The organism is Bacillus sp. P4_E1 (genome assembly GCF_056401715.1).
In genome coordinates, this window is the sequence record NZ_JBFUIV010000003.1 from 395336 (window position 1) to 408445 (window position 13110).

Below are 13110 nucleotides of genomic sequence, written 5' to 3' on the forward strand. Positions count from 1 at the left end.
TCTTTTCTATGGGCGTGGATTAACGGAGTAATCTATGATGGCGAAAATATACAATCCGATTAATGCTAAAGTACAAATTCCAATTAGCATAACTGCAAGTGCACTTCTCTCACGGCCAAAACCGATAATTGTAAGGAAAACAGCAGCCCAAAATGATGTTTTGAGTAGTGTGAATGTATTAGGAGTTGAATAATGACTGAGTAAAGTTGTAGATAATATGAAGCCGATGAATGTCATAGAAATAAAAATGGTAGCTAAATTATTAATGTGTTTACCGTATTTCAATAGCATACAGTTACCCCCTTTTTAACAAAAACAGAATATTCAATTTTATTTTACGATAAACTACTAAAAAAAGAAAGAGGTTGTCCTATATTTAGGACAACCTCACTATGATTAAGATAGTACAGCTTTAATTTTTTGGAACGCCCACTCTAAATCTTCTTCAGAGATTACTAGAGGTGGTGCAATACGAATTACGTTTTCGTGTGTTTCTTTACATAATAGACCAGCTGCTTTTAGTTGTTCACAGTAAGGACGAGCTGGCTCGTTTAATTCGATACCGATGAATAAACCTTTACCGCGAATGTCAGTAATCATTGGATTATCAATTTCTTTTAATTGCCCAACTAGTTTTTCTCCTAATTGAAGAGAACGCTCTGTTAATTTTTCTTCTTCTAATACTTCAAGAGCTGCAATAGAAACAGCACATGCAAGTGGGTTACCACCGAATGTAGAACCGTGAGAACCTGGCTCGAATACACCTAAAATGTCGCTGTTTGCTGCAACACAAGAGATTGGGAATACGCCGCCGCCAAGTGCTTTACCAAGTATGTACATGTCAGGAGTTACATTGTCCCAGTCGCAAGCAAATACTTTACCCGTACGGCCTAAGCCTGTTTGGATTTCATCTGCTACGAATAAAACGTTTTCTTTTTTACATACTTCAAAAGCTTCTTGTAAGAAACCAGCTGGTGGAATGTTAATTCCTGCTTCACCTTGGATTGGCTCTAAAATGAATGCAGCTGTATTTGGTGTAATCGCAGCTTTTAACGCTTCTAAATCACCATAAGGAATTACAATAATGCCAGGAAGCATTGGACCGAAGCCGCGCTTGTACTCTTCGTTTGATGACATAGAAACAGCACCCATTGTACGTCCGTGGAAGTTATCTTCACAAACGATGATTTCTGCACGGTTTGCTTCTACCTTTTTCACATCATAAGCCCAGCGACGAGCTGTTTTAATTGCAGTTTCAACAGCCTCTGCACCTGTATTCATAGGAAGTACCATATTTTTATTTGTTAGTTTCGCAACTTTTTCGTACCAAGGACCTAATTGATCGCTATGGAAAGCACGAGAAGTTAACGTCACTCGATTAGCTTGGTCAATTAAAGCGTTAATGATTTTTGGATGACGATGACCTTGGTTTACTGCAGAATATGCACTTAATAAGTCCATATAGCGGTTTCCTTCAGGATCTTCTACCCAAACGCCTTCTGCTTTAGAAATAACGATTGGAAGTGGATGGTAGTTATTTGCCCCGTATGTGTCTGTAAGTTCGATAATATCCTTAGTTTGAATCATGATTGTTCCCCCTTTTGTTATTACAAGAAGTTTGTAAATACTCTAAATATTATAGCATTTAAATATAAAAAAGCGAAACATTTCCTGAAAATATATGAACATGTTATCATATAGAGTGAAAAAGTGTGAAAAAGAGGAGGCAGGGATACGATGGTACATATGCATATTACAGCATGGGCGTTAGGATTAATTTTATTCTTCGTTGCGTATTCACTTTATTCAGCAGGAAGAAAAGGTAAAGGTGTACATATGGGGCTTCGCCTTATGTATATCATCATTATTGTGACAGGTTTCATGTTGTACATGAGTATTGTGAAGACGGCAACAGGTAGCATGCACATGTGGTACGGCATGAAAATGCTAGCTGGTATATTAGTAATCGCTGGAATGGAAATGGTTCTTGTGAAAATGAGCAAAAACAAACCAACAGGGGCGGTTTGGGGCTTATTTATTGTCGCGCTAGTAGCGGTATTATACTTAGGACTAAAATTACCGCTTGGCTGGTACGTATTCAAATAAAAATAAAACCACCTTATGATCTCAAATATTTGGGAGATAAGGTGGTTTTTATTTTATGTCGCATCAATATGCAACTCTTCTCCGTTTACTTTCGTAAATCGCAAAATATTTTTATTAGAGGAAGAGTGGCGTACAAAATGATGCTGCAATGTACAAATCATTTCGTCGTTATCGAATAAAAGAATATTTACTCCTTCGCATGCTTCCTCTTTTGGCAAGAAGGATAAATAATTATGACAATACATGCAATCATATAAAGAGTAATTAAGTGATTGCAATGATTCGGTTAATAATGTAAAGACAGAGTCAGGTAATTCCTCAAGCCATTCATTATAGCTAAGAAGTAATTTTTTTCGAATTCGTATCATTTCCCCGTTTTGGAGAGAATGTTGTTCATTTGCAATTTGTAATATGTCTTGTTCATAAAAACGAGCTGGTAGCCAATTGTTGTTATATAAAATTTCAAAACCATCTTCAGCAATATCTTCTAATAGAAAAGCCTCATCATTTTCATCATCAAAGAATACCCATTCTTTGTTTATATATTCTACATTACCGACTGTATGAGCGCGCGGTTGGTTATACAAAATGTGTTTGCGTTGTATCATAGTTCATTTCTCCTTTTATAGAAATAGTTATTCTTGTTATGGACAGTTCGTACGTTCTTTATAACTAGACACACCTAAAGATAGATGGGCATACAATAAAACACGCTTTACACTGTGAAACTGCTATTCCATATGTGGATAGTTAGTTATCGTCAAGTTTGTTGTTTTTATGTATCCGCACTCATAGGGTGGGGATTACTGCACGTTCGGAAACAGATATTAGATTAGGAAGGATGATTCTTATGTGCGGGATTACAGGATGGGTGGATTATAAACGCTCATTAGAAGGGGAAAGGGACATCGTGACGAAGATGGCGGAAACGCTAGCGAAACGCGGTCCAGATGATAATAAAGTTTGGATTAAAGGGAACGTCGCATTTGGGCATAAACGGTTAATCGTTGTAGATCCTGAAGGTGGTAAACAACCCATGACTTGTTTAAAAGACGAAACGAGTTATGCGATTTGCTATAACGGAGAGCTCTACAATACAGAAGATATTCGCAAAGAGTTATTAAGAAGAGGTTATACATTTAAAGGGCATTCCGATACAGAAGTACTATTGGCATCTTATATTGAATGGAAAGAAGAATGTGTCGATCATTTAAACGGTATATATGCGTTTGCAGTATGGGATGAGAAAAATGAACGAGTCTTTATTGCCAGAGATAGATTAGGTGTAAAACCGCTTTTTTATAAATATGATAGCGGACGATTATTATTTGGTTCAGAGTTAAAAGCGATACTAGCGCATCCAGATGTGAAGGCGGAAGTAACGTTAGAAGGGTTGTCAGAAATATTTGGGCTCGGACCATCTAGAACGCCTGGTCACGGTATATATGCTGGTATTCAAGAACTGCGTCCGGGTCATGCAATGACGTTCTCAAAAGACGGTTTATGCATATGGAGATATTGGAATGTAGAAAGTAAAAAACATGAAGATTCATTTGAAGAAACAGTAGAGAAAACTCGTTTTTTATTACAAGATGCGATTACGAGACAATTAGTTTCTGACGTACCACTATGTACTTTTTTATCAGGAGGTGTAGATTCAAGTGCTATAACAGCAATTGCCGCGAAAGAGTATGAAAGATCAGGGAAAGGTCAATTGCACACGTATTCTGTTGACTATGAAGATAACGACAAATATTTTAAAGCGAATGCGTTTCAGCCGAATTCAGATGCACCATTTATTAATTTAATGACAGAGACATTTCAAACAATTCATCATCGCTGCGTCATTTCTAATGAACAACTAGCGCAGTATTTAACAGAAGCAGTACTCGTTCGCGATTTGCCTGGTATGGCAGATATTGATTCTTCATTATTATGGTTTTGCCGTGAAATAAAACAAGATTTTGTCGTCGGTTTATCTGGAGAATGTGCAGATGAAATATTCGGCGGTTATCCGTGGTTTTATAGAGAAGATGATTTACAATCAAGTGCATTTCCATGGATGCGTTCTACAGAAGCGCGTGAACAACTTCTGAAGAAAGAATGGAGAAATAAATTAAATTTACAACAATATGTACAACAACGCTATGAAGAATCCATTCAAGAAGTTCCTATTTTAGAGGGAGAAAGCCCATTAGAAGCGAAGAGACGACAATTATTTTATTTAAACATGGTATGGTTTATGACAACATTATTAGACAGAAAAGACCGTATGAGTATGGGGGCAAGCTTAGAAGTACGCGTTCCATTTGCGGACCACCGACTTGTCGAATATGCGTGGAATATTCCTTGGGAAATGAAAATGTATAAAAACCGCGAAAAAGGTCTATTGCGTAAGGCTTTAGAAGGATTACTTCCAAATGATATATTGTATAGAAAGAAAAGTCCGTATCCGAAAACGCATAACCCGCACTATACGAAAGCAGTCACAGTATGGCTCCAAGATTTATTAACGGATAAAGGCTCAATTTTGCATGAATTGTTCGATAAGGAGCAATTGAGCGGATTGATCCAGTCTGGCGGCAGTGCATTTCAAAAACCATGGTTTGGTCAATTAATGACTGGGCCGCAGCTTTTAGCTCATTTAGCGCAAATTCATGTTTGGTTTAAAGAGTATGGGGTAAATATTAAGGAATAGGGAAAGAGCGGCTTATATTTATGTGAGCCGCTCTTTTTCTTAAATAAATTGTCATATAAAATTCGAAATCATATTAGAAACAATACTTATTTAGAATTATTATTTTGACGTACTTATTATTGCTTGTTATAATTGGAAACAAATGTTCTTGAAAAAGATTCTCATTTCCAAAATTGAGGTGCTATATAGATGACGAAGAAGAAAATAGGTTTGCTTGTAATGGCATATGGAACACCGGAGTCATTAGATGATGTAGAAGCTTATTATACTCACATTCGTCATGGCCGTAAGCCATCTGAAGAAGCGCTCCAAAATTTAATCGGACGGTATAAAGCAATTGGTGGAATTTCACCGCTTGGGAAAATAATGAAAGAGCAGGCGCATAAATTAACAGATTCAATGAATAAAATGTTTACAGAGTATGAATTTGTTTGTTACTTAGGTTTAAAACACATTGCTCGATTTAGGAGTTTTATATGACACCGATTATGAATGTAAAGTTGTAACTGATGAATTAAATGCCGCATATTTTAGACTAAATATGCCCAATTCACAATCTGTATTTATTGATTGTTTAGCTGAAATTGTTTCCAAAAAAATGAAGGAAATAGTTGACAAGGATTTAATTTTGAATAATAATTAGTTTATAATAATTTTAAATAAATAATAATTACTATGAAGGAAAGAGGAGGATCACCCTTGATGAATCCAAATAAGCGCTTAACAACAAACCAAGGTGCTCCAGTTGGAGATAACCAAAACTCTCGTACAGCTGGTCGCCGTGGACCGGTATTGTTAGAAGACTATCATTTAGTAGAAAAACTTGCTCACTTTGATCGTGAACGTATTCCTGAGCGTGTTGTGCATGCACGTGGTGCAGGTGCTCACGGTGTATTCGTAACGAAAAACAGCATGAAGCAATATACGAAAGCAGCGTTTTTACAAAATGAAGGAACTGAAACACCTGTATTCGTTCGTTTCTCAACGGTTATTCATGGTCAAGGTTCTCCAGAGACAGCTCGTGATCCGCGTGGGTTCGCTGTTAAATTTTATACAGAAGAAGGAAACTACGATATCGTAGGTAACCACTTACCAGTTTTCTTCATTCGTGACGCAATTAAATTCCCTGACATGGTGCATTCTTTAAAGCCAGCACCTGATACAAATGTTCAAACGCCAGATCGTTACTGGGATTTCATGACGTTAACTCCAGAATCTACACATATGATGACATGGGTATTTTCTGATTATGGTACACCGGCAAACTACCGTGAAATGGAAGGTTTCGGCGTACATTCATTTAAATGGATTAATGCAGAAGGTAAAATTGTTTACATTAAATATCATTGGAAGCCACAGCAAGGTGTGCGTAACTTAAGTGCAAAAGAAGTCGAGCAAGTGCAAGGTAAAGACTTCAATCATGCAACTCGTGATTTATTCGATGCAATCGAAAAAGGAAACTATCCGAAATGGGATTTACACGTACAAGTAATGCACCTAGATGAAACGGATTCTTTAGATTTCGATCCACTAGATCCGACGAAAGTATGGCCGGAAGATCGCTTCCCATTAATTGAAGTAGGGACAATGACGTTAAATCGTAACCCGAAAAACTTCTTTGCGGAAGTAGAACAAGCGGCGTTCTCTCCAAGTGCAACTGTAAATGGTATTGAACCATCTGAAGATAAATTATTACAAGGTCGTTTATTCTCTTACCCAGATACGCAGCGTTATCGCCTTGGTGCAAACTATTTACAAATTCCTGTAAACTGCCCATACGCTGCTGTTCGTAATCAACAACGTGATGGTGCGATGCAAGTGGATCAAAACCCATCTACAATAAACTACGAACCGAGCCGTCATACTGAAAATCCAGTTGAGGATCCAGCTTACCGCGATTCAACTATGAAAGTAGAAGGCTACGTATCTCGTGAAAAAATTGAAAAACCAAATGACTTCAAACAAGCGGGTGAGCGTTACCGTTCATTCTCTAAAGAAGAGCAAGACAACTTAATTGCGAACTTAACAAACGACTTAAAAGGCGTAAATGAGCAAACGAAATTACTAGCTATTTGCAACTTCTTCCGCGCGGATCATGACTACGGAATGCGTTTAGCAGGGGCGTTAAATGTTGATATTACGCAGTATGTAGGGAATGTTCCGAAGTAAATAGGAAAAGACGACTGTTAAACGGTCGTCTTTTTTGTGTAAAATCATGCAGGGTATTTTGCGTTTTAGCTATGTCGGAATTCGTCGGTAAATCGATATATTTATGGAAATACAGGATGGGGTGTGCTAATCAGTGCGATAAAAGAGATGCAATCTACTATTAATAGATTGCATCTCTTTTTTAATTTACTCGCTCAGTATACTCATAAGCTTTCTCCCCATGCATCGAAATATCAAGCCCCATTTGTTCTTCGTGCTCATCGACGCGAACAGGAAGGAAGAAGTTAATAGCCTTAATAATGGCGTACGTCATTATGATTGTGAATGCATATGTTGCTCCGATTGCTACAAGTTGTTTGAAAAGGAGAGTGGCGTTTCCGTAAAATAATCCGTTAGCACCATCGCTATTTATAGTAGTAGTAGCAAATAGTCCAGTTGCAATACCGCCCCAAGTTCCTCCAATGCCGTGGCATCCAAATGCATCGAGTGTATCGTCGTATCCGAATTTGTTTTTTAAGAAGAAGACAGCTCCGAAGCATAATATACCGCCAATTGCTCCGATAAGAAGAGCGGAGAAAGGTGTAACGAATCCACAAGCCGGCGTAATTGCGACTAAACCAGAAACAACCCCGGAAGCAGCTCCCATCGCAGTCGGTTTTGATTGGAAGAACCATTCAGAAAGCATCCAGGTTAGAGCTGAGGCAGCGGCGGCTATATTTGTATTAATAAATACAGTTAAAGCTACGTCATTTAAAGATAATGCACTACCGACGTTGAAACCGAACCAGCCGAACCAGAGTAAGCCTGCGCCTAACATTGTAAATGGTAAATGATGAGGGGAGGTGCCGCTTATGTTTTTTCGTTTTCCAAGAAAAATAGCTAATACAAGACCAGCAACGCCAGATGTGATATGAACGACATTACCACCAGCGAAGTCGAGCGCCCCGAGTTCTCTCAGCCATCCGCCAACGCCCCATACCCAATGAGCGACAGGATTGTAAACGATTGTTGTCCAAAGAAGGATAAAAATAAGAAAGGCAGAAAATCGCATTCTTTCGGCGAATGCCCCTGAAATTAAAGCGGGAGTTAAAATAGCGAACATGAGTTGGAACATCATAAATAAATTGTGAGGAATAGTAGATGAGTAGTCTGGGTTTGGTGCGTAGGTAACTCCGTTTAGACCGAACCAATCGAGATTGCCGATAAGTCCGTGCCAATCTGGCCCGAATGATAAAGAATAACCGATAACAATCCATTGAATCGAAACGATAGCCATTGCGCTATAACTGTGCATTGTCGTGCTGAGTACGTTTTTACTGCGAACCATACCCCCATAAAAAAGTGCCAATCCTGGTGTCATCAACATGACCATTACTGTCGTTACAAAAATAAAAACTGTATCTCCCGTATTCATTCTCTCTCCTCCTATGATGTTAGAAAAAATAACATCTATATGTTATGTTTCATATCATATTCGAAATAAAAAGAAAAATCAACTAAAAATTCAGAAAACTTTTTAGTTGATGTTAGAAAACCTAACATGATGTATTTTTGGGGGATAAAATCAACGTATGCGATTTGCTCTAAAAATTGGTATAATATTCTTACAATTGGAAGTTTGGGGGATGCGTGTGAAAAAAATATGGACTAAGGAACTATTCATTTGTTTTTGTTTAGCTGTTATTTTGTTTGTACCAGTACATACTTTTGCGGAAGAAAAAAGGGAATGGCGAGATGAAGTTATATATTCCATTATGATTGATCGCTTTAATAACGGAGAATCGAAAAATGACAAACAGTTAGACGTTGGTAATTTAGAAGAGTATCAGGGCGGAGATATACGTGGGATTATAAAAAGATTGGACTACATAAAAGAAATGGGATTTACTACTATTATGCTTTCGCCGCTTTTTGAAAGTGAAAAGTATGACGGATTAAGCGTTCGAAATTTTCAAAAAGTAAATGAACATTTCGGAACAGAAAATGATGTGAAAGAACTTGTAAATGAGGCTCACAAAAAAGGAATGAAAGTTGTCTTTCAATTTCCGTATGAAGAAAATGAACAACAATTAATAGACTCGATGAAATGGTGGATAAAAGAAGTCGATTTAGACGGAAGTTATGTGATACATAGTGAAAAAAAGCCGCGTGCTTTTTGGGATGAAGTGCAAAAGGATTTGCAGAAGGTAAAGAAAGATTTTCACATTATGACAAAGGAAGATAATGAGTACTATAAAAAAATAGTAGAGTCATTTTCAAAAGCAGATATGTCTGTGAAACCTTTATATGATGTGAGTGGAAAAGAAGAGGAATTCGCTACGTTTTTAGATAATCAAGAAACAAAGCGATTTGCACGTATTGCAAAAGAAAATATGTATTACCCGCCGTCTCGTTTAAAACTAGCGATCACTTACTTATTAACATCCCCGGGGATACCGAATTTTTATTACGGAACTGAAATCGCATTAGATGGGGGAGATGCTCCAGATAATAGACGATTAATGGATTTCAAATCTGATGAAAAGTTTATGCAGCACATAACGAAGCTAGGTGAACTTAGACAAGCGAGACCATCTTTACGACGTGGTACGTTTGAACTTCTATATGATAAAGATGGAATGAGTATATTAAAACGAAAGTATAAAGATGAAGTAACACTAGTAGCGATTAATAATACGAAAGAGACGAAAAAGGTTTCCTTACCTGTAAGTGCAATTGGTGAAAAACAAGAGTTAAGAGGATTGTTAGAAGACGAAATTATAAGAGAAGAAAACGGAAAGTTCTATCTTGTTTTAAAGCGCGAAGAGTCGAATGTGTATAAAGTTAGCGAAGAAACAGGTGTGAATTGGTTGTTTATCTCCTTAATAGTCGGTGTGAACGTATTATTTATTGCTTTTTTAATTGCGGTTAAAAAGAAAAGATCCTCTGTATAGATAGAGGATCTTTTTTTCTTAGCGGTAGTTAATGAACTGTACGTCGATTGGTAAGTCGACGCTGCGAACGGCTGCGATTACTGCTTGTAAGTCATCACGGCTTTTCGCTGTTACACGTACTTGGTCATCTTGTACTTGCGTTTTTACTTTTAATTTCATTTCTTTAATGATGTTGTTAATTTTTTTCGCGTTATMTTTATCGATACCTTGTTGCAGAGTTGCACGTTGGCGAACAGTATTACCAGATGCAGTTTCAACTTTTCCGTAGTCCAAGTTTTTAATTGGAACGTTACGTTTTACAAGTTTAGAAATTAGAACGTCTTTTACTTGGTCTAATTTGAACTCGTCATCAGAAGTTAAAACAAGTACTTCTTTTTCTAATTTAATATCACTTTTACTACCTTTAAAGTCATATCGGTTTTGGATTTCCTTTAATGCGATGTTAATTGCGTTTGTTACTTCAGGTAATTCTACTTTCGAAACGATGTCAAAAGAACTCTCTTTTGCCATAGTTAGCACCTCCAAATAAATTTCTATCTTTTCATGCACCTAAATAGGCTATGTAATATACATATTAAAGTATAGCGGAAAATACATCGATTAGATAGAGTGTTGCAACTTAAGTGTTTTGACGGGTCATCCGTAGGGGAATATAGTCCTATAGATACAGTCTTTATTTAATTATAGTGAATTTTGGGCAGTTGGACAAATAAAGGAAAAATCGTGTTATAATTAACTTTTGTTTGGAATGATAAAAAAGATAATTTTATATATATAGAAGGGAATTAAAAAATATGTATTTGCAATTAGGATCGATTGAACAGGTAACTGTTTTACGCGAAACGGAAATCGGATATATGGTTGGAAACGAAGAGGAAGAAATCTTCCTACATAAAAACGAATTAGCTGGAGAAATTGCAGAAGGCGATACGATTGATGTATTCTTATACCTTGATCACCAAAATCGTATTTCAGCAACAATGAAGGAACCAATTATTACAACACATGATTGGAATTGGGTAAAGGTTGTAGAAGTTATTCCTAGTTTAGGTGTGTTTGTTGATATTGGTGTATCAAAAGATATACTAATTCCACTTGATGAGTTTCCAATTTATATGCCAGTATGGCCTCAGGAAGGCGACGAATTATATTGTACGTTAAAATTAACGAATCGTGATCGTTTAATTGCTCTTCCGGCAAGAGACAGTGATATGCAAGAAATTATCGTAGATGCAACGCCATCTATGCGTAATAAAAACGTAAATGGACGTGTGTATCGCTCACTTCAAGTTGGTTCATTCATACTAACTGACGAGCATTTCCGTGCTTTCTTACACCATACAGAAAGAAAAGAACAAGTCCGCATCGGTGAGCGTGTAACAGGTCGTATTATTGACGTGAAAGACGACGGTACAATTAACATTTCACTTCTTCCTCGTAAAGAAGAAGGAATGGAAGATGATGCAGCAGTACTTTATGCATATATGGAAGAACGAGGCGGAGCAATGCCGTTTTGGGATAAGAGCAACCCAGAAGACATTAAAGAACGTTTCAATATGAGTAAGGCTGCATTTAAGCGTGCACTTGGTAAACTGATGAAAGAAGAAAAGATTTACCAAGAAGAAGGCTGGACTTACTTTAAGAAATAAGATAAATGAAAAAGAACTATTTTTTCTCTTAATTTTTAAGAGAAGAGATAATTCTTTTTTTTATTATAAAGTACATAAAAAGTAAATAAGGTGTAATAAAATTCACAAAATCTGAAGATATACAAACGACTAGAATACGTTATGGTTTTTATTATAACAAGAAAGAAGAGTATTTCGAATAAAAAGAATATTAAAATGAGTTTTTGGGCTTTTAGTTAACAAAGTTTCGAAAATAAACACTTTATAAAGGTTTCCTTTAAATATGATTATTGTGTTTCGAGGGTTTCCTTATAAATCTTAGCTATATATTTTACAAAATCAATGATGGGATAGTGTATGAGCGAGCGGTGCTGCGTAAAACGAACTCCTGATTTTTCCATTTTCGAAATGATTTGTTCAATTTCCAACTCTTTTTGTTGTATCTTATTATAATTTTGATATACAATGTTTTTCCATTGATAGGAAGAACCATGAAAATAACTCTCTCCTTTTACCCTGTGATTAAATATTATTTCTATTTTTTCTCTACGTTGTCTTTCCTTCATATACGATTCCGTTGACTGCATGGTTATCGCCTCTTTCCTTTGTATTGTATACTGTTTCCGAAAATTCGGTCTAACTCATCATAGCCAATGTACAGTGATTTTGTTGGGGATTGTGGTTTAAGGCTATCTTATCAACTGTATATATTTTGCAATTTCTTAATCTAATATCTTATATCTAAATAAATTGTTAGTGTGTATAAAACGCCATTAATCTTTTAAGTTTTTGCTACCAATAACAAAATTAGAAAGTAACGAAAACGGATGAAAGATAAATTGTTTATCAATCTTTATTATAAAACGATTCTTTATGGATATGCACCTTTTTATACTCACCAAGATTTACAATATGACGAGTATCTTCATCCATGAATGTTATCCTCTATTTGCTGAGGATAGTTTTTTTATTTAGGCTAAGCAACATATCGTATGCCTCAGAACCCTTTTTATAAAAAATGACAATATATGTAACGGTTTCCCTTTTGATATGAAAAAAATCATATAGAAATAAAGCGTTCTTAAAGTGGTTTGTTAAAAATTTGTTGTATTTGACTTAAAAAAAGGAAAGTAATATTTATTTGTAGAAAATTTTTAAGGATACAAATGAATGTAAAAATAGAATGACTATCTACGATAAAAAAGGGGGCACTTATATATGCTAACAAATGATTTAGATTTCCGATTAGAACCACGTTTAAAAGAACTGTATGAACAACATAAAATAAGAGCGCAGAAGATAGACTGGGGTTATCATGAGTTTTTACCATGGGATAAGGGAATGGACTTTAAAAGAGTTCATTGGGATGAAAGTCAAGTTACTCTTCCTTCTGGTGTAATTAAGGCTATTGAGACATCTTTATTAAAAGAAGTGAATTTACCATGGTTTCCAACGTATTTATCGGCGACCTTTAAAGGATCCCTTTCTGTTCTTACAGACTTTATTCATTCTTGGACCTCAGTAGAGGATCAAGATTCGAATTTATTGGAGACATATTTACTACTCAGTCGAAGTG

12 protein-coding genes and 1 pseudogene are annotated in these 13110 nt (G+C 36.2%); 7 read left to right on the plus strand and 6 right to left on the minus strand.

Going from position 1 to position 13110, the window contains the following annotated elements; genetic code table 11:
- Nucleotides 1–6: 6 nt before the first annotated feature.
- Nucleotides 7–291: a hypothetical protein gene (locus AC1DS7_RS06360; RefSeq protein WP_000925332.1), complete on the minus strand. Its 285-nt coding sequence runs from the start codon at nucleotides 289–291 to the stop codon at nucleotides 7–9.
- 105 nt (nucleotides 292–396) lie between these two features.
- Nucleotides 397–1587: an ornithine aminotransferase gene (rocD, locus tag AC1DS7_RS06365; protein WP_000616665.1), complete on the minus strand. Its 1191-nt coding sequence runs from the start codon at nucleotides 1585–1587 to the stop codon at nucleotides 397–399.
- A 150-nt stretch (nucleotides 1588–1737) separates the two neighbouring features.
- Here rocD and AC1DS7_RS06370 point away from each other — a divergent pair, with 150 nt between their 5' ends.
- Nucleotides 1738–2106, plus strand: coding sequence for a YisL family protein (locus AC1DS7_RS06370; protein WP_002011256.1), 369 nt, complete (start codon nucleotides 1738–1740; stop codon nucleotides 2104–2106).
- Between the two features lie 53 nt (nucleotides 2107–2159).
- Here the strand turns inward: AC1DS7_RS06370 and AC1DS7_RS06375 are convergent, their stop codons facing one another.
- Entirely contained in the window at nucleotides 2160–2714 is a 555-nt protein-coding gene (locus AC1DS7_RS06375; protein ID WP_002140810.1) for a DUF2777 domain-containing protein, read from the minus strand.
- A 242-nt stretch (nucleotides 2715–2956) separates the two neighbouring features.
- On the opposite strand from AC1DS7_RS06375, the gene asnB reads away from it, so the two are divergent.
- The 3 genes and pseudogenes from asnB (at nucleotide 2957) to katB (ending at nucleotide 6973) form a co-directional block, all read left to right on the plus strand.
- Nucleotides 2957–4804: an asparagine synthase (glutamine-hydrolyzing) gene (asnB, locus tag AC1DS7_RS06380; protein WP_016119809.1), complete on the plus strand. Its 1848-nt coding sequence runs from the start codon at nucleotides 2957–2959 to the stop codon at nucleotides 4802–4804.
- A 189-nt stretch (nucleotides 4805–4993) separates the two neighbouring features.
- Nucleotides 4994–5447: pseudogene (locus tag AC1DS7_RS06385) on the plus strand (ferrochelatase).
- 59 nt (nucleotides 5448–5506) lie between these two features.
- Nucleotides 5507–6973: a catalase KatB gene (gene katB / locus AC1DS7_RS06390; RefSeq protein WP_328068884.1), complete on the plus strand. Its 1467-nt coding sequence runs from the start codon at nucleotides 5507–5509 to the stop codon at nucleotides 6971–6973.
- Nucleotides 6974–7154: 181 nt separating this feature from the next.
- On the opposite strand, the gene AC1DS7_RS06395 is transcribed toward katB, so the two are convergent.
- Nucleotides 7155–8387, minus strand: a complete 1233-nt coding sequence (locus tag AC1DS7_RS06395; protein ID WP_256484863.1) for an ammonium transporter — start codon at nucleotides 8385–8387, stop codon at nucleotides 7155–7157.
- 157 nt (nucleotides 8388–8544) lie between these two features.
- On the opposite strand from AC1DS7_RS06395, the gene AC1DS7_RS06400 reads away from it, so the two are divergent.
- The gene (locus tag AC1DS7_RS06400; protein WP_476998852.1) at nucleotides 8545–9906 is read left to right on the plus strand and encodes an alpha-amylase family glycosyl hydrolase; all 1362 of its coding nucleotides are present in this window, start codon (nucleotides 8545–8547) and stop codon (nucleotides 9904–9906) included.
- Nucleotides 9907–9924: 18 nt separating this feature from the next.
- Here the strand turns inward: AC1DS7_RS06400 and AC1DS7_RS06405 are convergent, their stop codons facing one another.
- Nucleotides 9925–10416 carry a YajQ family cyclic di-GMP-binding protein gene (locus AC1DS7_RS06405; RefSeq protein WP_476998853.1) on the minus strand — a complete coding sequence of 164 codons (492 nt, stop codon included), beginning with the start codon at nucleotides 10414–10416 and terminating at the stop codon, nucleotides 9925–9927.
- Nucleotides 10417–10700: 284 nt separating this feature from the next.
- On the opposite strand from AC1DS7_RS06405, the gene AC1DS7_RS06410 reads away from it, so the two are divergent.
- A complete protein-coding gene (locus AC1DS7_RS06410; protein WP_002011240.1) occupies nucleotides 10701–11555 on the plus strand; it encodes a CvfB family protein in 855 nt (284 codons plus the stop codon).
- A 266-nt stretch (nucleotides 11556–11821) separates the two neighbouring features.
- Here the strand turns inward: AC1DS7_RS06410 and AC1DS7_RS06415 are convergent, their stop codons facing one another.
- Entirely contained in the window at nucleotides 11822–12121 is a 300-nt protein-coding gene (locus AC1DS7_RS06415) for a hypothetical protein (protein ID WP_002030282.1), read from the minus strand.
- Between the two features lie 631 nt (nucleotides 12122–12752).
- Between AC1DS7_RS06415 and AC1DS7_RS06420 the strand changes: the two genes are divergently transcribed.
- The coding region (locus AC1DS7_RS06420) for an acyl-ACP desaturase (protein ID WP_476998854.1) at nucleotides 12753–13110 on the plus strand (358 nt) is incomplete at its 3' end.